This window comes from Pseudomonas libanensis (assembly GCF_001439685.1).
GTDB classification, from domain to species: domain Bacteria; phylum Pseudomonadota; class Gammaproteobacteria; order Pseudomonadales; family Pseudomonadaceae; genus Aquipseudomonas; species Aquipseudomonas libanensis.
The window spans coordinates 113972-137675 of sequence record NZ_JYLH01000009.1; the positions used below are offsets into that span (position 1 = coordinate 113972).

Here is a 23704-nt window from a genome sequence, read left to right on the forward strand (position 1 = left end):
GTTTGAGATACGCCGGTTTGCCTGCTAGTTTGTCAAAAATATTTTGACAAAGGAGGGCGTCCACCATGGTCAGCCTGGACCGTTTTGACACCTTCAAGGCCGTGGTCGAGGCCGGTTCGCTCACCGCTGCGGCGGACCTGCTGGGCCAGACCCGCGCCGTGGTCAGCTTCAATCTCAAGCGCCTGGAGGCGGAGCTGGGCGTCACCCTGCTGACCCGCAATACCCGTCAGCTGGCGCTCACCGATGCTGGCGAACGTTTCTACCTGCGCTGCACACGCATGCTAGAAGAGGCCCGTTTGGCAGTGGAAGAAGCCCGCTCCGAGCACGCTCAACTCAAGGGCACCCTGCGTATTACCACCACCGTGGAATATGCCCTGGCTGTGGTCGCCCCGGCGGTGGAAGCCTTTCGCCGCCTGCACCCGGACCTGAATATTCACTTATCCACATCCTCAACCCACGCCGATTTGATCTCCGAACGTTTTGACGTGGCGATTCGCCTGGGGCGCTTGCTGGACTCCAATCATCGGGCGGTGCAGTTGTCGACGTTCGATGTGTTTGCTGTTGCGGCGCCACAGTTTGCCGGGGTTCAAAACCTGGATGAATTAGAGCAAGTACCTCGGCTGGGCCATGGTCGCTTGACTGAGTTGAGCGTGACTGACCCCGTCGGCCATGAGCATCAATACCGCGCCGGTCCCACGGCGTTAGTGGCCGACAGTGCGGCGGTGCTCCAGGCGTTTGCCGTGCGCGGCCACGGTGTGGCGATTTTGCCGCAATGGCTGGTGCAGGAGGACCTGGAGGCTGGAAGGCTGGTGCGTGTGTTGGCGGATCATCGCTTCGCGCCCCAAGGGGTCTACGCGATGTATCCGGATACCCGGCACCTGCCGCTGAAGGTGCGGGCGTTTATTGATTTTATGAAGGGCTAGAGGCTGCCACTCAAGCCAAAGCGCTTCTTCAACACCTTCTCCAGCAACCCCTTGGGCAACAGCGCCGCCATCAACGGCAACGCGCGGCTGCCATTGCCCGACCTTAGCAGACGCGGCGGTTGCGCTTGCTGCACCGCCTTGAGCACGTTTGCGGCAAATTCACTGGAGGGGGTAGGTTTGTCCTGGGAGGCCTGGCTGCGGGCACGAATGCCCTCGCGCAATGGCCACCATGGCGACTGTTCCTGGATCAGCAATTCGGCCTGGGCGCCGGCATTCTTGGCAAAGCTTGTATTGATCGCACCGGGCTGCACTTCCATCACCCGCACGCCAAACGGTGCCAGCTCCATGCGCAGGGCGTCGCTCAAGGCGTGGACAGCGGCTTTGGATGCGCAGTACGCGCCGGCGAACGGCGTCACCAACACCCCGGAAACGCTGCCGATATTCACCACCAGGCCCTTACTGCGACGCAAGGCGGGAAACAGCGCCTGGGTCACGCCGACGATGGAAAATACATTGGTTTGGAACTGGCGCTGCATCGCCTCGGTGCCGCCGTCGAGTAACGGGCCCATGGCGCCGTAGCCAGCGTTGTTGACCAGTACATCCAGCTCGCCCCACTGCTCGGACAAGAGTTGCAAGGCGGCGCTGTCATTGACGTCCAACTGCACGGCATTGAAGCCTGCGGCAGCGAGGGCGGCGACGTCATCGGGTTGGCGGGCGCTGGCCCACACGTTGAAGCCTGCGGCTTTGAACGCGTCGGCGAGGGCGCGGCCGATACCGCTGGAGCAACCGGTGATCAGTACGTTGGGCATGCATCATTCCTTTATCAGTCCGAGAAGCTGCCTTGCAGGTGCTCGGCGCGAAATTCCAGGGTTTGCGGGCGATAGCCGGGGCGCAGCGGCGGGGTGGGCAAGCAATCCTCCCAGGTAGCGCCGGCCTGCAATTCGCCGGGGCCACGATAGCGCGGCGCGGCGTAGACGTTGTCGGCCAGGTTGACGGTGTCCCCCGGTGCATAAGCCGCGACGCGCCAGCGCAGTTCGGTCAGCGGGACGTCGTTGCCGTTGTTGAGGGTCAGTTTAAGCGGCCGGTCGGCGGGGCAGTCTTGCGGCGCGTAGGTGATGCGCAGTTCAAGGCGCGCCAGTTGCGACGCTTCGCGGTTGTCCAGCCATACCACCCACACGGCGACAAACCCCAGGCCGACGGCAGCGGCCAGCGATACCGGCAGCGCCTTGGCCGGGTAGCGCAGCAGCAGGACCAGCCAGGTGATGATCAGAAGAACGCCGAAAAACATGGAGACCACCTCGAATTGGGAACGAGCATCCTAACTTAAGCGTAGGTGGGATTGATTACCTTGAGGTGGGTGCTGGGTTGATACTTGGTCTTATATATTCAGCAAAACTCACAGCGAACTGATAAGTGAGTTTACATTCTTGGCAGGAACCGGCGCACGTTAAACCTCCACTTATCTGACGACCTACAGGGACGTAACGGTGACGTTAAACTCCTCTATGTAAGGTTGATTTCATGTTTGCAGCGACCGAAAACTCGACCCACCTTGCTTCCCCACAACGCGTTGTTACCCCAAACGCATTTGCCGCCCAAACCGATATTGCCGTTGAAACATCTACGCAACCCCCTGTTCACCTGCCGCCGGTATTGACCTACGCGCCGGATGGTATTCCTCTTCCCACCTCGGCCGGCATATCCCCCGCCAGGCTGGAGTACCCACGGCTCATACGGCAATTCAAGATTACCGATCAGGAGGCGTTCGTCACCCAACACGCCCTTCAATCCCGTGACATGCAGCGTTTGCACAGTGAGCAGCCGAGCTTCCAGGACTTCGTGCGCCAGCAAGTGGACCAAATGTTTCCGTACAGCTCGCCCCTGAGGCCAAAAGACCTGGTCTTCAAGCGCTGGGTCAGACAGGACGATGGCTCTTTAAAAACACTGTCGTCCGAGCCAGTGCTGGACGCCTTGAACAGGAAGGTTGTGAATTTGCTGGTCAATCCTGGCCAGCAGCCCGTCGTTGACGACGGTGAACAGTCCGGCATTTTTACCCTGGCCACCGATGCCGGCCCGAGCACCCTTGTCACGCCAGAGTTGACCCTGGATACGATTGCCCAGCGCATCGTCACGCAGTTTCCTGTGGCCCTTCAAACCTTCTGGACAACCCCCCGCCCGACGTTGAGAGACCCTCAGGTTCTACAGGCCCCTCAAGACCAGTTGTTGACCTTGCACAAGCAACAACTGTCGACGCTGGCGGCATTGCGCGTGAGTGATGGAACATTGAGCGCGGCGAGCAAGCGGTTGATCGACGCAGCACTGCAATACCCTACGCTGGCTCAACGGGAAGCGGCCTTCCCCCATGGCGCCCGCCCAGGCGTCTACCCGCTTACCGTTGATGACGGTACCGAGCGGGGAGCCTTGATGGCGGGCTGCTTCCTGATCACCAGCACCGATGGTTCCGAAGCCACGCCCCCCGTCTGGGCGAAAGGCCGGACCCTGGCACTCGATGAGGCGAATGGGCCGGTCGTGCTGTACACCCCGGGTGAGGGGTTCGAGCAGTTCGCGACGCCAACCCTGGCGCGCCAGGCGATTGCAGAGCGCCTTGACGGGGCAGGTACCGACGCTGACCTACTGTTGCAAACGCTGCCGTTGTCGTTACAAAACAAGTCCGAGCCGCCCTCTGGCAACGATGTGATGTTGAGCGCCGACCCCTTGACGGGGGATGTGCTGGCCGAGGGCATCCCCTGGATGCTCAAGCGCCAGCAGGAGGAAGTCGTTGCAAATCTCGCCCAGGTATCGACACAACCGCGGGTAACCAAGCGTATGGATGATGCCGCTGACTGGTCGTACCTGCTCAGTGGCGACAACGCCATGGCGGCGCGGGATGAACAACTGGCTGACAAGCTGGCCCCCGAGTGGCTGAAAAACCTGAGCCCGGCCCAGGAAGCGTTGTTTGATTACCTGGAACACGCCGAGGCACGCAGCGCAAATGCGTTGGCGTCGTCGTTGGCAACCCTTCCTTCGCTGGGTGCCTTTTCCCGCGACCGGATGAACGAAGCGATCAAACAGCAGTTCCCCGCTGCACAGGTCGATGCGGACAAGCTGATGGTGAGGGTGAAAACCAGGTCCAATCCTCACAGTGGCGGTCAAAGCAGCAGCCATACGCTCACCATCAAGCATCACCGGGTATCGCTGACTGATCTGGCGCTGAAAAACCCCAGTGAGTTTCCAGCCGTCCAGTACGGCCACTTCACCCAGCTCACCTTTGAACTGCCGCTGACCGATGCTCACGGTAACCCTCTGCTGGACGACAATGGCAAGCAGGTCGTCCTGAATACCGAGCAACTCAAGGCGTTGGTCAACACTGCTGATGTGGGAGGAACCTATACCAAGATGCTTAAGCAGGAGTTGACCACGGATGCCTCGTCGGGTGCTGCCGGCGAAGTCCGCAAAGCGTGGAAAACCCACCTGAGCGACATGCTGGATAAGGAGGCTTTTCTCGCAGCACTCAACCCCAACACCTACAACATAGACGCTACCCAAGACATCAGTACCAAACGAGGGGCGCAGTGGGTTGCGGCTGTTCTTGATTACCCGGACTCGGCTGGCCGGCCTCTGGTGGATGGGAAAAAAATTGTCACCAATGCCCTTATCCAGCGTGGGTTGCCGGTTCAGGGAGCGATGGTGATTGGCAATGACACTGACGCGTCGCTGGTGCTGTGCACGCCGAATGCACCCGATGGCGTGTGTTTTCGCGAAGTGGCGGATATGAACGCCCTGAACGCTTTGATGGAGAAAAAGGAGTGGAGGCTCTACACCGCGAGCAGAACGTCACCGGTCGATAAAAACGACGTGGTTAAAGCTGGCGAGGCAATCAAGGAACGCGTATTCGATACGACGAAGAATCCATTGCGCACGCTGGATGCGCTCATCAAGGTGCTCAAGTTGACGAGCGCCCCGGTGACACTCAAACCCTTCGATGGCAACTTTCAGGATGAGCTGTACCAGCAGAAAGTAAAGTTACTCGTCGATCATGCGGACCACCAAAGCGTCAGCAGCGCAGAAGTCGCGTATCAATCGAGAATCAACAAAGTTCAGTTCGGCGTTGAGGTGGCCTCCATCTTCCTCGATTTGTTGCCAGTGCTCGGAAAAGGCATCTCCATGGGGGTTCGCCTAGGAAAGACTGGCGTGACGGCCTTGCGCGCCAATGCCCGAATCTTGCCGCGGCTGCTCAAAAGTCCGGGCGCTCTGCGCGCGGTCTACTCGGATTTCACTATGGCTGCCTCTGGTATTCCCAATGTGAGTGCCGTGCCGTTGCGGGCGGTATTCAAAAAACCGGTGGTCCCGCCAGCCGCTCCAGTCATCGTCAGGGCACCAACGGCTGGCATGCGTCCAAACGTTAGTTTGAGCGCCTTCTCCGTGTCGGAAGACGTCATCAAAGGTCGCCCTTTGAGGCCAGACGGTACCTATAACGTGGGCAATGATTTTTACGTGCGTTTTACCGACAGTACCGGGGTTAACAAGGTGTATCAGATTGATTCGGCCTTCCACGCACGTGACGGGCGGGTCGCTATCGTGGATCCTCAGGCGCCATTGACGACGTCGAAGCTCTATAGGGTTCAAGCATTTCTGGAGTCCGCCGGTAACGGTGAGTGGCGATTGAGCCGATTGCCGGGCGCGGCTCCCACTGCTACGGAGGCATCCCGACTGGGCAAGCGTCCGTTAGACCAAGGCAGCTCTTCAGGCCGCGTCGGCATGAATACCCCGGCAGGTGGTCCATCGGCCAATAAGCGACCGAGAGTGCCGGAAAGCTTTCCGGGTGAAAAAGCGCTGATGGAGCCACCGGTAAAAGGTAAGAATGTTTTTTATCACTACACCGGGGATAAACCGCATGCCGCAATCATGGCCGATAGGAGCCTTTCACCTTCAAGTTCAGATTTGAGCGGTCGACCTTTACCCGGAAAACGAGGCCGGCATTACTTTACGGACTTGGCGCCAGGGGATATGCCTACCCGACAGATTTCCGAAACCATCTTTGGGAAGCGTAAATATGGCAATGCGATGGATAAAATGTCGCACTACTATGAAGTCAATACGTCGGGATTAAATGTTATCCAAAGCCCTGATAATCCGCATATTTTCTATGTGGATGTGCCGTTTCAAATTCCTTTGAAGTATCGGGGTGGCCCTAACGCTGAGTTAGTCGATCGCGTTATTTCTCATGGGAAAACGCCCATTTAAAGATAAGCCCATGGCGTTGGGTTACCTTGAAAGGTGTGTTGGTTGGGCTGACGCCATCGGGGGCAAGTCGCACCGCCCCCGATGGCGCCCTCACAGCCAGCACAAATCCCAAACAAAAAGCCCCCACCCAACCCACTGCGGATAGGGGACGCAATGGGCTGGGCGAGGGCTTCTTGTACGACTGTTTTATTGCGCGATAGTTTTCACCGACACGCCACGTTCAACCGGCGTCGAGCGACCGTAGATATCTTCGAAGCGCTCGATATCGTCTTCGCCCAGGTAGCTGCCCGATTGCACTTCGATAATCTCCAACGGGATCTTGCCCGGGTTGCGCAGGCGGTGCACCGAGGCGATCGGGATGTAAGTGGACTGGTTCTCGCAGAGCAGGAACACGTTGTCGTCACAGGTGACTTCAGCGGTGCCGCTGACCACGATCCAGTGTTCGGCGCGGTGGTGGTGCATTTGCAGGGACAGGCACGCGCCCGGCTTGACCGAGATGTGCTTGACCTGGAAGCGCCCGCCCATGTCCACCGAGTCGTAGGAACCCCACGGGCGATAGACCTCGCAGTGGTTCTGGGTTTCGCTGCGGCCTTGCTCGTTGAGCGTATTGACCATCTGCTTGACGCCCTGGACCTTGTCCTTGTGGGCAATCATCATCGCGTCCTTGGTTTCCACCACCACGATGTTGTCCAGGCCGATCACCGACACCAGTTTGCCGTTGCCATGCACCATGCAGTTGCGGCTGTCCTGGATCACCACGTCGCCTTTGCTGACGTTACCGTTGGCGTCTTTGTCATTGACCGCCCACAGCGAGGCCCAGCAACCCACGTCGCTCCAGCCGGCGCTCAATGGCACCACGCAGGCACGCTGGGTTTTTTCCATCACCGCGTAGTCGATGGAATTGTCCGGGCAGCAGGCGAAGGTGGCGTCGTCGAAGGTCACGGTGTCGTGGGTCTGCTCGCTGCGCTCCAGGGTCAGTACGCAGGTGTCGTAGATGTCCGGATCGTGCTTTTTCAGCTCTTCGAGGAAGCGGCTGGCACGGAACAGGAACATGCCGCTGTTCCAGAAGTAACCACCGCTTTTGACGAACTCGATGGCGCGTTTTTCATCGGGTTTTTCCACGAACTGCTGCACGCGGCTCACACCTTCGGGCAGCAGCGAGTCGTTGGTGGACTTGATGTAGCCATAACCGGTTTCCGGACGGGTGGCCGGCACGCCGAACAGCACCATCTCGCCACGCTCGGCGGCTACCGTGGCCAGGGCCAGTGCGCGTTGCAGGGCTTTCTGGTCGTCGATCACATGGTCGGCGGGCAGCACCAGCATCAGCTCGTCGCGGCCTTCGTTAACCAGCATCATCGCGGTCAGGGCCACGGCCGGTGCGGTATTGCGGCCAAAGGGTTCCATCAGGATGCGCTGGCATTCGAGCTTGCGTGCGCTCAGTTGCTCATTGACGATGAAGCGGTGGTCCTTGTTGCAGACCACGATCGGGGAGTCCATGCCTTCGAACACCAGGCGCTCCAGGGTTTGCTGGAACAGCGTGTGTTCGCCAGTCAGGGCCAGGAACTGCTTGGGGAACTGTTTACGCGAAAGCGGCCAAAGACGTGAGCCGCTACCACCGGAAAGGATTACTGGGATCATGGGTGTTTCTCCTTGAATCAGTTTGGGTCAGAGCTACGAAGGTTTGTCGTTTCACTCTTGTTTTTGTCTCGGTCCTGAGTTGAAACCCGGTCAGTGTGGGAGCTGGCTTGCCTGCGATGGCGCCTTCAAGACCGCCATCGCAGGCAAGCCAGCTCCCACAAGGGGGCGTGTCAACTCAGGGAAATCGTTAGCGGGTCGATACCGGGCGTTTCACCCACACTGGCGACAGGCTTGAACCTGAGCCGGTGACATACAGCACCGCCGCTTCACCGCGTTCCAACGCAACCGGCTTCACATCGCCGACTTTCTTGTCACCGTCATACAGCGCCAGGCTCACCTTCACCGGGTTGATCTCGCGCTCGCCACGGCCCTTGGCGGCCACCGACTTGACCACATCGGTCTTGCCGTCGGCAGTTTTCAGGGTCAGGGCCTTGTCGCTGAGGTTCTGCACGCGTACCAGGGATTTCTGCTTGTTCTTGAACGGCGGCTCTTCGATCAGCTGAGGCTGGCCGCTGCTGTTGTTGACCAGGGTGTAGTAGTGATCGGCAGCGAGTTTGACCGGCACGGTCTGGCTGCCGACCTTGGCGCTGTAGTCGCCGCCCGGCATGAAACTGAAGTCGCTGCTGGCCAATGGCGCAACGTCGCTGAGGTTGGTACTGCCGACGGTGGCGCTGACTTCCTGGTTGCTGGCGTTGTAGATGCGCACGAAGCTCGAGCCCTTTGGCGCGGTTGGGCCGTACAGGGCGGCGTCACCACCGGCGAAGGCGGACATCGATACGAAGCTCAAGCCGGCAGCGATGGCCAGGGTCTTGGCGAGACGACGCGGAGTAGTAGTGAAAGTCATGTGAGTTACCTCTCTTTCAGTTTTGCGCCCGGTCGGGCGTCTCGGGTTTCTGATTTTTAAAAGCAGGTGTGTTAATTGCCATGTTCTGTTGGCGCGAACCGGCTTGTTTAAGCTGCGCAACCCAGGACGGGTCGGCATCACCGATTTCGTTATTCACGGGCAGATAACGTTCAGGGAATTCCCAGATCAGCACCTGGGGCGGGTTGTTCTTGAAGTCGTCGCTTTTCAGATAGCTGAGCATTGGCAGGATCGGGCCGTGGCCGTCTTCGGCGTAGCTGACCACGTCACTGCCCAGGGCTTGCTTGAGGGCGCCGACGAAGTTCCAGTTGGGGTTGGCGCTGTAGCTGGTGCCCACCAGTGCCACCGGGGTTTCGCTGTCGCTGAACAGCGCGTCGTCGCCTTGGGTTTCGGCCAGGTGCGTGACGCGTTTTTCCAGCGGCTCTTTGGGCGGCATCAGGTTTTCGAACAGCGGATCCAGGGGCAGGAACAGACGCAGGTCGCCTTTGTGTGGCTCGGTCTTCTCGGCCTCGGTGACAAAGCGCTGCGGCTCGCCGTGGAGCGGGGTCTTGTCGGCAATGGTCTTCGCCAGTTGCTTGGCGGCGATTTCCGCGCCATCCGGGGTCCAGTGGGTGTCGGTACGCAGGAATACCTGCTTGCCGCCCAGCTTGGCCTGTTGCAGCGGGCCGAGCAGGTCCGGGGCCGGGATATTGTCGGCGGCGACCCGGGCGTGGAAGTCCTGGTACAGGTTGGCGTGAATGCTCGCCGGTTTGACCTCACCCAGGTGTTCCGGGTACAGGCGCACCTTGGCCGGCACGATCGCCATCACCAACTGAGTGCCCTGGGCCTTGAGCTTCTGGCGCACGCCTTCGACCAGCGCGTAGTTGCCTTCCAGGTTCTGGTCTTCATTGACGGCGGGGTTGAATTCCTCGTCGCTGTACAGCCAGTGATCGCGGCCCAGCACTACCCCAGGGCGGCCTTCATTGAACAGCTTGTAGTCCAGCGCTGCCCACAGGTTGGTGCCGATGCGCTTGATCGGGAACTCGTCGTCGTAATGGGTCTCGACGGCTTTGGTCCAGCGACCGTTGAGCACGGTTGCATCGGCGTTGGTGCTGAAGCCCAGGAAACTGCGCAGCGACCAAGCGCCCAGGGCCAGCAACAGCACCATGAACAGGCTGATATAGAGAACGCGTAATGAACGGGTCATGGTCGGCTCCCTCAGAATTGGAAGTAAAGGAACGGCGAGAAACTCTGCGCCGACAGTTTCAGAATCGACGCCACGAACAGCAGCAGCACCGCTGCGCGCATGGCGTAGCGTGGCCAGTCAGCGGTCCAGTAGGCCGGTTGCACGGCGGCGTCACGGCCCACGCTGAAACCAGGCTCGTGGATGCTGCCGGGGTTGTCGCCAGGCACCGCCTTGATCAGGCTCGGATCGGCCGGCTTGGTCTTCTCGGCAGGGCGGTTGGTGTAGAAGTCGCGCAGGCCGAAGAACGCCAGGGTTGCGTAGGCCACCACCAGGGTCGCCACTTGCAGGCCGGTGAGGTTGGCGCGGTTGAGTTCCGACAGCGACCACTCGCCAAAGCTGAACATCGCACCGTACATACGCCCGGCAACGTGCAGGTTTTCAGCGCGGAAGATCACCCAGCCCATCACTACCAGCAGGAAGGTGAAGGCCCAGCGCAGCACATTGAAGCTGCGCGGCGCGGTGTTCAGGCCGATGGCTTTTTCAATTGCCAGCCACATGCCATGCCAGGCGCCCCACACGATGTAGGTGATGTTCGCACCGTGCCACAGGCCACCGAGCAGCATGGTCAGGAACAGGTTGCGGTAGGTGGTCAGCGTGCCTTTGCGGTTGCCGCCCAGAGTGATGTAAAGGTAGTCGCGCAGCCAGGTGGAGAGGCTGATGTGCCAGCGCCGCCAGAACTCGGTGATCGACTGGCTGATGTACGGCTGCTTGAAGTTTTCCATGAAGCGGAAACCCATCATCAAGCCCAGGCCGATGGCCATGTCGCTGTAGCCGGAGAAGTCGAAGTACAGCTGCGCGGTGTAAGCCAACGCGCCCAGCCAGGCGTCGCCGGTGGTGGGGTTTTGCAGGGCGAAGCAATGGTCGGCCACCACCGCCAGGGTGTCGGCAATAAAGACTTTCTTGATGAAACCCTGCATGAATCGCGTGCAGCCCTCGGAGAACTTGTCGAGGGTGTGGGTGCGGTTGTTGAACTGGTCGGCCAGGTCACGGAAACGCAACACGGGGCCTGCAATCAAGTGCGGGAAGATCGCCACGAACGCCGCGAAGTCGATCAGGTTGCGGGTCGCCGGGGTATCGCCACGGTACACGTCGATGATGTAGCTGATGGACTCGAAGATGTAGAACGAGATCCCGATCGGCAACAGCACGTGGGTGAGGATAAACGGCTCCAGACCCGCCGACTTCATCATCACATTGATGCTGTCGACGCCGAAGTTGGCGTACTTGAAGTAGCCGAGGATGCACAAGTCGACCGCCACCCCGAGCAGCAGCCAGCGCTGCGCCGGCTTGGTGCGCACGCCGGCGGCACCGACCTTGAGGCCGATCCAGTAGTTCCACAGCGTGACGGCGGCGAACAGCGCCAGGAAGTCCACCCGCCACCAGGCGTAGAACACGTAGCTGGCAATCAGCAGCAGCAGATTGCGATAGCGTTGCCCGCTCAAGTAGTACAAGCCGAGAAAGATCGGCAAGAACAGAAACAGGAACACATTGGACGAGAAAACCATCCCGATCTCTCCATGTTTAACCAACAGTCAAGGGCCAGAGCCCCCCCAAACCCCCCCACGATTTCGGGGGAGGTTGTATTGCAACTTCACTGAAGGAACCGGGTTAACGGTGGGAGCTGGCTTGCCTGCGATGGCGGTGTATCAGTCGACATCAATGTTGAATGTCAGGCCCCTATCGCAGGCAAGCCAGCTCCCACAGTTGGACCGAGTCCAACCGGAGCTATGTATCAGCTGCCTTTGTTGCCTTTTTCGTGCGCCGGGTCATAGACCTTGGTCAGGTCGCCACCCAGGCGGAACGTCTTGAACGGCTGCATCTCATGCTTGCGCTCGATCACATCCGGCGCGCAGGTGTAGAGCGTGCAGAAGGGCTCAAGCCAGGCAAATTTCATGTCTTCCTTGAGGTCCTTCATGTCCTGCTCCTTGCCGTTCTTCTGCTCGAAGATCTCCGGGTCTTTCACCCCGGCCAGCACCTTGTCGCCCAGGCGCTTGAGCGCGCTGTTGTTTTCCTGGCGCAGGTCCACGCCATTGACCAGCGCAAAACTGGCGATCATCGACAGCGGCGGCAGGGCGTAGTTGTGATACGACAGGGCGCGCTGTTGGCGCTTCAACTCGTTCGGCAAAAAGCCTTGGTCATCGACCTGGTTGGCGCCAACCTTGTATTCCTTCACCGCCCAATCAAACAGGTCGCGGCGGTTGGTGGCGATGGACGTCGCCATCACCGACCAGGCGGCCCAATAGGAGTGGTTGTTGGTTTTTTCCAGCGGCAGGTTGTCCCAGTCGCTCACCACCTGGTCGGCCAGCTTGTTGAACCAGGCTTCGATTTGCTGGGCTTCCTGCGGGTGCTTGGCCAGCGGTTGCGATTCGGAGAACTTCAGACGTACATAGGCCGAGGCCATGCTGCCCAATGCCCATTTGCGCATGGACTTGCCGGTGTGGTTGAAGTCCTTGGACATCAACGCATCCGCCTTGGCCCACGACACCAGCCAGTTCAGCGTGCATTCGAGCTGTTGGGGGCGGCCGTCACGCATGAACTGCATCACCCGCTTGCTGGTGTCTTTTTCCAGCTTGGTAATGTCGGCGGTGCTGTCGCGAAAGGCCTTTTCGGATTGCACATTCAGCGTGGAACGCGCCTTGTCCGAACCTTCGTACTTGCTGCGAAATTGCAGCGAGCCGGTGTACGGCGCGGGCATGGCGTCGCAATCATTCTTGAAGTCGCCGGTCTTGAACGCTTCGATCGGTGCGAAATAGCCCTGGGGCGGACGCAGTGGCGCGGCGGCGTTGGCGGCCCCGGCGAAGATCGCCAGGCCCAGCAACGATGGAATCAGTAACTTCTGCATAAGTAACCTCATTGCCCAGCTGCGGCGGTTTGTTGGCCGCCGGCCGGGAATACGTTGCGTGTGCAAATTTTCGCTTCGACCTTCTGCGCGGCAGCACCCTTTTCCGGGCCCTGCACTTCCACGGCCAGCAAGTTCTGCGAGGCCCAGTCTTCATCGGTGCGCAGTTCAAAGGCGAAACGCCCGTCTGTATCGGATGTCTCGGGTTTCTCGATCTTGATGTCCTCGTGGCGACCGTTCATGTACCAGAGGGTGGCTTGCAAGGTTTTCACCGACGGATCGGCGAAGCGGATATCGACCTGGTGGTTGGCGTTGCGCAGGTCCTTGTTGGCACTGTTGACCATCAGCTCGTTCTTGCCGGGCTTGAGGGTGGTGCTGGCAGACATCTGCGCAGTCTTGCCTTCGCAGCCGTTGTCCAGCAGCGCCATCATCTGGCGGTAGATGGTTTCCTGGTCGAGGCGGTACAGCGGCGAGAATTCCCAGATCAGGATCTTCGGCGGAGTTTTCTGGAATTCGTCGCTGCCCAGGTACTGGATCATCGACCCTTCCAGGCCACCGCCGGGGAAGGCGACGTTAAGGATGTCGGCGCCGATTTCCTCTTGGAGGAAGCCGGCGAAGTTGTAGTTCTTGCCGCTGTGGCTGGTGCCCACCAGGGTGATCTGCGGGTTGCCCGAATCGCTGAACAGGTCGCCGTCACCGGCTTCGCCCTTGGGCTCGGTGGTGAACTGGTCCATGTACTGGATCGCATAGCTGGTGCCGCACAGTTGCCCGGCCATGTTGTGCAGGGTGCCGGTCTTGCCCATGCGGCCCGAGCGTTTGGTCTCGAATTCGCGCTTGGGAATCTCGGCGTACTCAGGCATCTGCTTGACCTTGGCCGCGACGATTTTCGCCGTGCGCTGGGCGCCGTACGGGGTCCAGTGCTGGTCGCCGCGGAAGTAGAAATCGTGCGCCGGCAATTCGTCCGGCAATTGCTCGTTGGTCAGTGGCGACAGGTCCGGTACCACGTAGCCCATCTTGGCGAAACGGCCAAGCATGGTCTTGTAGTTGGTCAGGGCCTTGTCGAAGTCGAACTTGGCTTTTTCTTCAGGGTTGAGCTTGTTGCGGTTCACCAGGCCACGGGTCGGCTGGTAGACCACCACCAGTTCCACGCCCTTGGCCTTGAACGCATCGTGCAACTGCTGCATGCGTTTGTAGCCTGCCGGTGTGGTGTCGAATTCGGTGCGCAGGTCTTCCTGGGTACGGAACAGCCAGTCGCCCTGGGCTTGGACCAGGGTGGTGAAGTTCTGCTGGTAGCGCGTGGTGTAGTTCTTCGCATCATGGGCGGCCGGGCACAGGCTGCAGCATGGCTCGGCGGTGAAGGTCGGCGCCTTGGCTTCGTCGGCGCGCACGCCCTGGCTGGCCGCGAGCAGGCCGAGGGTCAGACCCGAGAGGCGCAGCAGTTTGATCATGTGTGGGTGCATAAGGGTCATCCTCAGTCCTGCATTTCGGTCTGGCGTTCGACAGGGTCGATCAGCACGGCTTTCTGCTGGCGCACCAGCAAGTCGAGAATTTCTTCCTGGCGCTCGCCAAGAATGCCGTTGAAGCTGATGCCGCTGGATTTGGTCGGCGCCAGCATCGACACGCGGTACAGCTCGACACTCAACGGCGAATCGATGGACAACGGCCCGCTGCCGTTGCCCGCCAGTTCACCACCCACCACGATCAGCGAGACCTTGGCGTCGAATGGGTCGAGGGCGATGTCGCGGTCGGTGTCGGTCAAGTCCTTGATGTGGCCGTAGAGCCCCGTCAGGCCGTTGGCCATCGAGGTGTTTTCGTAGAGCTTGATGTTCACGCTGTTACGCACACGAATGCCGTGGCGACGATTGGCGATGACCTTGTTGCCCCACAGCAGGTTGTCGCCGCTCTCATAGAGGGTGATGCCGTCGGTGTGGTTGCGGTAGATCTCGTTGTCGGCGATCAGGTTGTTCACGCTGTTACGGTCGATCACCAGGCCCGAGAGCTTGTTGTCGTAGCTGCGGTTGTTGAAGATGAAGCTGTCGTTCACTTCCCGGGAAATGATGATGCCGTGCTTCTTCTTGGTGCCGTACACGGTGTTGTCGGCGATGATCAGGCCGTGGGACCGGTCATGGGGGTCAATGCCGTAGACGATGTTGTCTTTGTAGGTATTGCCTTTGATCACAAAGCCCGTGGTCTCGTAGCAGTAGAAGCCGTACCACATGTCCGAGAACTCGGAATCGATGATCCAGCCGGTCGGCTCAGGACGCTTGAGCACCTTGGCCATGTTCGGCGTGTACTGGGAAATACTCACCCCGTAGGACTTACTGTTGGCGTAGCCGAAGCTGGCCATCTTGGTCTTGGAGATATAGGTCTCGGTGCCGCCCCAGGCCAGCAGGAACGGGCGGAATTCCTTGGCCGACTTGAACAGCGCCGGGCCGTTGGCTTTTTCATCCCAACCGGTGACCTTGGTCTCGCGCACAAACAGCTGGCCGTCGTTGATCAAAAACGCGCCGGCTTGTTGGGACAGGCGCAATTCCTGGGTGTTCTTGTCGATATCGAGGATGCCCTTGCGCCCGACCACGATCGGCAGCTTGGCCAAAAACACACCTGGCGACGTTTCGCTGAAGTACTGCTTGGGCACCTTGCCCAGCAGGTCCTTGAGGTTCATGTAGCCATCATCGACAAAGATCGCCTGGGGAATGCCGTGCTGGCGCACCACCCATTCGGCCATCTTGTTATCGCCACCGATAAAGTCCTTGAGCGCGTCTTCCTGCATCATGCGGCGCACACTGATCTTGCCCGGCTTGGTCTTGACGATCTTCTTTTCCATCGCTGCGGCGGTGTAGCCCGACAGGTCCGGCAGGGCAGGCTTGGCCATTTCCAGCGGCGCGGTGGGCGGGCTGGAAATGGTGTAGGTCTTGGCCTGTTGCAGTTCCTTGGCGATGATCGGCGCCTTGGCCGTCGTATCGGCAAACGCTGTGGCGCTGGCCAACAGCATTGCCGCGACGAGTAGGCTTTGAGCATTCATGGCGCAGGCTCCCATCAGAATTTCCAGACCACGTCGACGAACGCGCGGTGCATGTAGGAGTCGACCTGGCTGCCATAGGCGTCACCTGGCTTGAACACACCGGCACGCAAGCGCACCAGGGCCGACGGCTCGTCGATCGACTGGCTCAGCGCGGCGGGCAGCAAGCCTTTCTTGAAGTACTTGGTGACCACCAGGTCCATCTCCTGGCCGAGGTCTTTCTTGCCGTCTTCAAGGGGCAGGGAGGTGCTGGAGAGGATCGCGCCGGTGACGTCATCGGTGTTGTTCTGCACTGCATCGATACCGTTGCTGCCCACCGGCTTGTTGCCGTCCACGCGCCAGAACTTGTGGTACACCAGGCTGGCGTCGTAGTCCTCGCGCAACTGCCACGAACCGAACAGGCTCATGGACTGCATGTTGTTCATCTCGCCGCGATACGCTTCGCCGAAGCGGTGTACGCGGGATTGGGTACCGGTCCAGTTCGAACGGTTGCTTTGCAGGCCGTTCTGCTCGTACTCGGCACTGGCGCGGGAGTAGGCCGCGCCCACTTGCCATTGCGGGTCCAGACGCAGGCGCACGCCGAGGTCGGTGGCCCAGCCACTCACGTTATCGCTGCGCTTGGCATTGGTCGGGCGAGTGCCGTCGGCATTCAAGGCATTCACGGTGTCGCGGTCGCCGCGCATGCCGGTGATGCTGGCCCAGTAGTTGACGGTATTGGTGTTGCGCCAGTTATAGGCGTCGCTGTTGGCTTCGATGCCGAGCCAGGTCAGGTCGCCATTCTCGCGCTTGTCCAATGGGTCGTTGGCGACACCCGGTTCGGCGTAGTCGAGCTTGCCGTCGTCATGGGTGTGGTGACCGCGCAGGCCGATCCACTGGCCCGGCGTCCACTGGTAGGCGGCGTCGGCGTAGAAGTGCTGGCGGTCCTTGTCGACCGGCGACAGTTCCTTGAGGTCGGTGCGGTATTCGCTGAAACGCTCGGCGGCGCCGACATTGGCCTTGAGCAAGGTGGTGTCGAAGGTCCAGTTCAGCGCTTCGATGTTGGTGTCGCGCCATTGGCCGTCGTCATTGCGCAGGCGCTGGCGACCGAACTTGAGGATCTCGCCGGGGTAGGGCGTGAAGCCGCTGTAGCCGACCCAGAACTCGCGCAGGGCCAGGTAGTTTTTCTTGGCCTTGCGGTCGTCGTTGCTCGATTGTTCGGTGGTGTCATCGGCCGACTGTTGCAGGGTGTCGGTCTCGATGATGTCGCTGGACACGACCGCCTGGCCCATGGCGTAGGCACTCCACGCGCCGCTTTCGCCGTAGATCCACGGGCGCAGGTCGAGGCCGATACCGTTGACGTCGCCGCCTTTCTGGGTGCCCAGGTCGCGATCATCTTCGGACTGTGCGGTGGCTTTGACCTCCAGGCCGAAGTTCTTGGCTTCGGTCAGCGCGGCCAGGGTCGGGCACGACCACAGCAGGGCGAAGGTCAGGCCGATGCCGGCCTTGACGAATGGGTTGAGCTTCATAGGGATTCCTCGCCGTCTTCTTCTTGCAGGGCGTGCAGTTGCAGCGTGCTCTGGGCCAGGGTGCCGCGGGCGGCCAGTTCCTGTTGCACCAGACGTTGGCCTTCGGCGCGTTGCGCAGGGGTCAATGGCGCCTCGAGCTGGGTAGCCAGGTCATTGGCCTCTGGCGTGTCCTGGGCCTTGGCCAGTTGGCTGAAGACATAGGCGTTCAATGGGTCGGGCTTGGTGCCCTTGCCTTGGGAAAACAGCTGGGCGATGGCGAAGTCAGCGCTGTTCTGGCCGTTGCGCGCAGCGGTCAGCAGGTGGTCCAGGGCTTTTTGCGGGTAAACCTTGCCGAGGTAGCCACGGCGGTAGATCTGGCCGAGGTAGTAATCGGCGGCCACTTCACGGCCCACGGCTTTTTCGAAGTGGGCTTCGGCGGCCTTGGCGTCGGCTGGCACCCACTTGCCTTCGTAGTAGAGCTTGCCCAGCAGCAATTCGGCGCGTGGCTGATCGGCGGCGCGGCCGTTGTCCAGGTACTTCATCATCTGGTCGACGTCGCCCATTTCGGGGAAGTCGTAGAGCAGTTGCGCCAGGCTGACCCAGGACGCCGGGTAGGCAGGGGCGATTTTTTCAAGCAAAGCCTGGGCGGTTTTTTCGTCCGGGGTGCCGAGGGTGGCATCGCCAAGTACGCGGGCGACGCTGTCGACGCGCTGGGCGGTGACGCTGCCACGGCTGTAACCGGCTTCCATTTGCTTGAGCAGTTCGGCCTGTTGTTCCGGCTGCTGTTTTTTCTGATAGACCGTGGCCAGCTCGACGTAGCAGATATCGGTGGTGTTCAGCGCGGCTTTGCAGATGCGCTCTACATCATCCAGATGCTGATCGTAAGTGTCCTGGGTGCGATACAGCAGCACCTGGGCCAGGCCGGCTTCCGGGTAACCGGCCGCTTGCCATTTGCTGATCTGCTGCTGGGCATTCACGTCAGGGAAGCTGTGCGGGTATTGCAGGTACAGCATCGCCAGCGGGATCAGGGTGTTGCCTTCGCCATTGGCAAAGGCTTTTTTCAGCAGGGTTTCGGCTTCATGGTGTTCAGCTTCGGTGGCGCCAGGCTTGGCCACCAGCAGGCGACCCAGGCGTGCCTGGGCGCGGGGCGAAGTGTCCGCCGCCGCACGGTAAGTGGCTTCGGCCTGTTTGATCTGCGCCGGATCGCGGGTGCCTACCTGGATATCGGCCAGGCCCACCTGGGCCTCGCTGTAGCCCAGGTCTGCCAGTTGCTGGTAATTCTGCTGCGCGGTGACGGTATCGCCACGCTTGAGGGCTTCGTTGGCCAGGCGCTGGTCGGGCAGGCCTGCGCAACCGGCCAGGCTCACGGCCAGTGCCAGCGCGCAGTACGCAGAGGCCAAGTGAAATCTGCTCTGTGTGGGAGCTGGCTTGCCTGCGATGGCATCGCTGCGGTGCAACTGATGCGCCGAGTCGCCTGCATCGCGGGCAAGCCCGGCTCCCACATGGGTCAACGGTGTATTTGGAAGAGTCACAGGCATGTCCTCGCTTACAGACCGTGAGCCATGGCTTTGTCGATCAGCCAGTTCAGGGACGGGCCACGGTCGCTGGTGACTTCCACCGGGCGGCCGGCGTAGGTGCTGTCCAACGGTGCATCCGGCTTGATCTGTACGCGGATGTCAGAGGACAGGTCGGCGCTGTTCAGGCTGGTGCTGCTGACGATGGTGCCGGTGCGAACCTGTTCTTCGTCGGCCACCTGGAAGCTCACTGGCGTACCCGGGCGCACATCACCGAACTGGCGATAGGTGAAGCGTGCTTCCACATTGGCCTGGCTGCCACGTGGCACCAGTTGGAAGATCACGTCGCCCTTGCTGGCGTACTGGCCGTCGGCGACCAGTTGCTGGGCGACCACGCAATCGCATGGCGAGGTCAGGGTGCCGGTCATTTGCTTGCCGAACAGCTCTTCAACCTTGGCCGGTTGCAGTTGGTCTTCGTCCAGATGGCCCTTGAGTACATCTAGCATGCTGGTACTGAAAGTCGCCAGTGGCGCGCCTTTGGCCGCAACCGAATCACCTTTGAGCAGGCTCTGTACGGTGCCGTCACGGGGCATGGTCACGTTCATGCCCGGCACGCTGACGAGGCCGGCCTGGGCGTGGCTGACGAAGTACATGCCGTAGAGGGACTTGAAGACAAAACCGAACGCGGCCAGGCCCACCAGGAAAATCGCCAGGCTGAACGTCACGGCGCGCAGGCGACCGAATGCGGTCATGCCGCTGCCGCCGTCCTTGACCTTGCGTGCCTTGGTGAAGTTGTCGCGTTGCAGGGTCGCCAGCACGTCGCCCATGGTCACGATGTCGCCGGACAGGTGCGAAGTGATCAGGTGGCGCAGGGTGGAAATGTCCTGGGCATCGAGGTTCTGGAACTGGCAGCCGGTGCGGCCGGTCTGGCGGTCGTAGGAGCGAATCTGCAGCTCCACATCCATGGCCAGGCCGAGGTTATCGATCACGAACTGCAGGCGGCCCTTGTGTACCTGGCCGACGGTGAGCGGCTGGGTCGCGGTGAAGGCCAGGCCGCCGGCGGACAGGTCGATGACCCGCGCTTCGGTCGGCGTGCGGTCGCTGTTGAAGAAGCGCAGCTTGGCCGGGATTTTGACCCGTGCATGTTGGCGCTGGGCTTCGGATTCGTGGACAACGTTGGCGTTTACTTGGCTGTTCATAATGTTCTAGTTCCTAGTTAATTCAGGCTTGGCAGGGTCAGACCATCATCAGCAACACGGCAACGAAGATACTGCCGGCGGAGAAGGTCATGGTCCGAGACGACCAGGTGTTGAACCAACGTTGAAAGCTGGCCAAATCGCGGGTCAGTTTGGTGTCCTGGCGGGTCCAGGACTGTTGATCAAGGCGGAAGAACACGTAGATCTTCACCAACGCGCCCATGATCTGGTTGTAATAGAGAATCATCGGGTAGGCCGGGCCGATCTTGTGGCCCGAGCACGACAGCAGCAGGGTCAGGATCAGGCGGGTGAGGCCGATCCACAGCAGGTAGACCAGGATGAACGCGCCGCCGTACTTGAAGGTGGCAATCATCGCCACGGTCAGGCCAAGCAGCGAGGTCCACATCGACACGCGCTGGTCGAACAGCACCACGCTGGTGAACAGGCCGAGGCGACGTACACCCAGGCCGAGGGCGCGGGAGTTCTGACGCAGGTTGTTGCCGTACCAGCGGAACATCAGCTTGCGGCTGGCCTTGATAAAGCTCTTTTCCGGCGGGTGCTCCACGGTGTTGATCGCGGCGTCCGGCACGTAGAAGGTGTCGTAGCCCAGGCGCATCAGGCTGAACCAGCTGGACTTGTCATCCCCGGTGAGGAACTTGAAGCGGCCCAGGCGCCAGTGTTGCAGCGAGTCGCTTTCCACGTCGGCGATAAAGCCCGGGTCGGTGACCACGCTGGCACGGAACACCGACATGCGCCCGGTCATGGTCAGCACGCGCTTGGACAGGGCCATCGAGCACATGTTGATGTGGCGCTGGGCGAAGCGCAGCTTGTGCCATTCGCTCATGATGTAGCCGCCGCGCACTTCGCAGAATTCGTTGGTGGTCAGGCCGCCGACATTGCCGAACAGCTGGAACCAGGGCACGGTCTTGCGCACCACGCCTTCAGCGAGCACGGTGTCGCCATCGATTACGGCTACCACGGCGCGGTCATCCGGCAGGTGGCGAGAGATAGCACGGAAGCCAAAGGCCAGGCCGTCACGCTTGCCGGTACCGGCGATGCGCACGAAATCGAGCTTGACGTGGGCCGGCGGGTTCAGCTTTTCCCAGAGGCTCTTGACCAGCAGCTCATCGGACATTTCCACCAGCGAGCAGACCACGGTCGTAGGGAAGCCGCATTCGATGGCTTCACGGATCACCGAGCTGTAGACCTGGGCGGTGGTCAGCGCGTCGATACGGAAACTGGTGACCATCAGGAACACATGGGACGGGTCGGCGGCCTTGCCCAGCTTGCGCACTTTGCGGCGCAGGTGCGGGTAAACCACGTACAGGAACAGCATGCCGCGAAAGAAATGCGTCGCGCCCATGGAGTAGCGCCAGATACCCACGGCACCAATCAGGAAAATAAAATTCTTCGATTGCGAGTCGAAGGTGCTCGCCGGCAACAGCAGGGCGAGACCCATCAGCAGGCTGAGGAAGAACAACCAGCCGGCCGCTTGCAGAAATATATGTTTTAACTTGGACATAAGCGTCATCCGCAGGGGGAGGAGGCTTCAGGCTGCAAGCGCTGGGGATAAAGACACTTGCAGCCTGAAACTTGCCGTTGCTGTTACCAGCAAATACCTTCGGTACGGCCGCTCACGCTGGTGGCCTTGGACATAAAGCCCACCAGGTCGACCACTTGCTTGCCATGCGGGGCGTTCTGCGCCAGGGCACGGAACTTCTCATCGCGGTTGCCCAGGATGATCACGTCGGAGTTGTTGATTACGTCGTCGAAGTTCGAGTTGAGCAGGGACGACACGTGGGGGATCTTGCCTTCGATGTAGTCCTTGTTCGCACCGTGCACACGGGCGTACTCGACGTTGCTGTCGTAGATGCTCAGGTCGTAGCCCTTGCCGATCAGCATTTCCGCCAGTTCCACCAGTGGGCTTTCACGCAGGTCGTCGGTACCGGCCTTGAAGCTCAGGCCCAACAGCGCAACTTTGCGCTTGTCGTGGCTGGAAACGATGTCGAAGGCGTTCTGTACCTGAGACTCGTTGCTGCGCATCAGCGAGTTAAGCAACGGCGCTTCCACGTCCAGGGAGCCGGCGCGGTAGGTCAGGGCACGCACGTCTTTTGGCAAGCACGAACCGCCGAAAGCGAAGCCTGGGCGCATGTAGTACTGGGACAGGTTGAGGGTCTTGTCCTGGCAGACCACTTCCATCACTTCACGACCGTCAACGCCGACGGCCTTGGCGATGTTGCCGATCTCGTTGGCGAAGGTGACTTTGGTGGCGTGCCATACGTTGCAGGTGTACTTGATCATTTCGGCTACGGCGATGTCCTTGCGGATGATCGGCGCGTCGAGTTCTTCGTACAGCGATTGCAGGACATCGCCGGAGGCCTTATCGAACTCGCCGATAACGGTCATCGGTGGCAGGTCGTAGTCGGCAATGGCAGTGGATTCACGCAGGAATTCGGGGTTGACCGCAACGCCGAAGTCGACGCCGGCTTTCTTGCCGGAGCAGTCTTCGAGGATCGGGATTACCACGTTTGCGACGGTGCCCGGCAGTACGGTGCTGCGCACTACGATGGTGTGGCGGGTGGTCTTGTCACGCAGCACAAAACCGATCTCGCGGCACACAGATTCGATGTAGTTGAGCTCCAGGTCGCCATTTTTCTTGCTTGGCGTACCGACGCAGATCATCGACAGGTCGGTGTCACGAATGGCTTCGGCGAAGTTGGTGGTACCGCGCAGCCGGCCAGTCTCGATACCCTGGCTCAACAGTTCGCCCAGACCCGGTTCAACGATTGGCGATTTACCCGCGTTGATCAGGTCGATCTTTTCCTTGGAGATGTCTACGCCGACCACTTCGTGGCCACGGGCAGACAGGCAACCGGCACAGACTGCGCCAACGTAACCCAAACCAAATATGCTGATACGCATCGCATTTACCTCTTTGTCACTGAAGACGTTCTTAATCATGCCAATAGATGGCCGGAGTTCATGTTTGCAAGCGTCACTGATGCCGCGAAAGTTAGGCGAATAGACGCCGACTTGCCGCGTGCAGGCATGTTGAATAGTGAGTGACTAACTATTGCACTCAAGTTGTGCGCAACTTGGCCTTTTTATTGGGGCTTGCCCTGAAATGCAGCCGGGCTTCCTTGGTGGAGGGCTCCGGCGCCAGTGCCGCAGGGCATTGATACAGGCTGAAAGCCTTTTGATATCAATGCCTTGGGTTTTCACCACTGGCTCATTTAGGTCAGCGCTGCCTTGGCCTTCAGGGGTTGGCAATAAGTGCTTATCGCTACCCTCAACTCAAACAGTTGATCTTATGACCATAGAGTCAAAGTGTTTTATGACAACTTGACTACTTCCGTTGGTCGCTGTGTAAGTCATCTCTTACGTAAACAGAGAATTTCGTTACCGGTGGTATGAGCGGCGCTTCAGGATGAAGTTCCTGGCCGCTCATCCTGTTTCCGGAAATTTCTTGAAATATTAGAAAAGATGGCACTGGCACTATAGTGATAGCACTTGCTATTTAGGCCAGTAGTTATGGGGAGTTGGAGAGCGAAGATAGTTTTGTGCCACTACTGATTAAAAAAAGTGGTGCCACTACGAAAAAAACCGACGAGTGTCGAGTGAAGAAATCGTTAGGGTTGTAACTGGGTATTTTTCTGACGCCAAATAAATGACGATTTTTGAGATGAAATGCAGGCAAAAAATGTGGGAGCTGGCTTGCCTGCGATTGCGGTGTATCAGCAACATGTGAGTCGGCTGG

General features: G+C 60.0%; 16 protein-coding genes. 2 read left to right on the forward strand and 14 right to left on the reverse strand.

The window, feature by feature from the left end:
- The first annotated feature begins 65 nt into the window (after positions 1-65).
- Entirely contained in the window at positions 66-923 is an 858-nt protein-coding gene (locus tag TU73_RS15700; RefSeq protein ID WP_057012985.1) for a LysR family transcriptional regulator, read from the forward strand.
- Here TU73_RS15700 and TU73_RS15705 read toward each other — a convergent pair.
- Positions 920-1732 (reverse strand): SDR family oxidoreductase, encoded by an 813-nt coding sequence (locus TU73_RS15705; protein WP_057012986.1) that lies wholly within the window; start codon positions 1730-1732, stop codon positions 920-922. The genes TU73_RS15700 and TU73_RS15705 overlap by 4 nt on opposite strands.
- 14 nt (positions 1733-1746) lie before the next feature.
- A complete protein-coding gene (locus TU73_RS15710; protein WP_044270487.1) occupies positions 1747-2211 on the reverse strand; it encodes a hypothetical protein in 465 nt (154 codons plus the stop codon).
- Between the two features lie 233 nt (positions 2212-2444).
- Here TU73_RS15710 and TU73_RS15715 point away from each other — a divergent pair, with 233 nt between their 5' ends.
- Positions 2445-6167: a dermonecrotic toxin domain-containing protein gene (locus TU73_RS15715; protein ID WP_057012987.1), complete on the forward strand. Its 3723-nt coding sequence runs from the start codon at positions 2445-2447 to the stop codon at positions 6165-6167.
- A gap of 186 nt (positions 6168-6353) precedes the next feature.
- On the opposite strand, the gene TU73_RS15720 is transcribed toward TU73_RS15715, so the two are convergent.
- From TU73_RS15720 to TU73_RS15775, 12 genes are all read right to left on the reverse strand, one after another.
- The gene (locus tag TU73_RS15720; RefSeq protein WP_032877695.1) at positions 6354-7805 is read right to left on the reverse strand and encodes a mannose-1-phosphate guanylyltransferase/mannose-6-phosphate isomerase; all 1452 of its coding nucleotides are present in this window, start codon (positions 7803-7805) and stop codon (positions 6354-6356) included.
- Positions 7806-7992: 187 nt separating this feature from the next.
- Positions 7993-8649 carry an alginate O-acetyltransferase AlgF gene (locus tag TU73_RS15725; RefSeq protein WP_043049782.1) on the reverse strand — a complete coding sequence of 219 codons (657 nt, stop codon included), beginning with the start codon at positions 8647-8649 and terminating at the stop codon, positions 7993-7995.
- 16 nt (positions 8650-8665) lie between these two features.
- A complete protein-coding gene (locus TU73_RS15730; RefSeq protein WP_057012988.1) occupies positions 8666-9853 on the reverse strand; it encodes an alginate O-acetyltransferase in 1188 nt (395 codons plus the stop codon).
- A gap of 11 nt (positions 9854-9864) precedes the next feature.
- Complete coding sequence (locus TU73_RS15735) at positions 9865-11397, reverse strand: MBOAT family O-acyltransferase (protein ID WP_043049784.1); 1533 nt, start codon at positions 11395-11397, stop codon at positions 9865-9867.
- 227 nt (positions 11398-11624) lie between these two features.
- On the reverse strand, positions 11625-12734 hold the full coding sequence (locus tag TU73_RS15740; protein WP_082642620.1) for a mannuronate-specific alginate lyase: 1110 nt from the start codon (positions 12732-12734) through the stop codon (positions 11625-11627).
- A gap of 8 nt (positions 12735-12742) precedes the next feature.
- Complete coding sequence (locus TU73_RS15745) at positions 12743-14191, reverse strand: alginate O-acetyltransferase (protein WP_057013078.1); 1449 nt, start codon at positions 14189-14191, stop codon at positions 12743-12745.
- A gap of 11 nt (positions 14192-14202) precedes the next feature.
- Positions 14203-15771: a mannuronan 5-epimerase AlgG gene (gene algG, locus TU73_RS15750; protein WP_057012990.1), complete on the reverse strand. Its 1569-nt coding sequence runs from the start codon at positions 15769-15771 to the stop codon at positions 14203-14205.
- Positions 15771-17258 (reverse strand): alginate export family protein, encoded by a 1488-nt coding sequence (locus TU73_RS15755; RefSeq protein ID WP_057012991.1) that lies wholly within the window; start codon positions 17256-17258, stop codon positions 15771-15773. Before TU73_RS15755 ends, algG begins: the two co-directional genes overlap by 1 nt.
- Complete coding sequence (algK, locus tag TU73_RS15760) at positions 17255-18775, reverse strand: alginate biosynthesis TPR repeat lipoprotein AlgK (RefSeq protein WP_231984818.1); 1521 nt, start codon at positions 18773-18775, stop codon at positions 17255-17257. The genes TU73_RS15755 and algK overlap by 4 nt, the downstream gene beginning before the upstream one ends.
- Positions 18776-18783: 8 nt before the next feature.
- Positions 18784-19950 (reverse strand): alginate biosynthesis protein Alg44, encoded by a 1167-nt coding sequence (locus tag TU73_RS15765; RefSeq protein ID WP_005785015.1) that lies wholly within the window; start codon positions 19948-19950, stop codon positions 18784-18786.
- A gap of 37 nt (positions 19951-19987) precedes the next feature.
- A complete protein-coding gene (gene alg8, locus TU73_RS15770; protein WP_162276325.1) occupies positions 19988-21469 on the reverse strand; it encodes a mannuronan synthase in 1482 nt (493 codons plus the stop codon).
- Positions 21470-21552: 83 nt separating this feature from the next.
- Positions 21553-22869 (reverse strand): nucleotide sugar dehydrogenase, encoded by a 1317-nt coding sequence (locus tag TU73_RS15775; protein ID WP_043049799.1) that lies wholly within the window; start codon positions 22867-22869, stop codon positions 21553-21555.
- Positions 22870-23704: the final 835 nt, after the last annotated feature.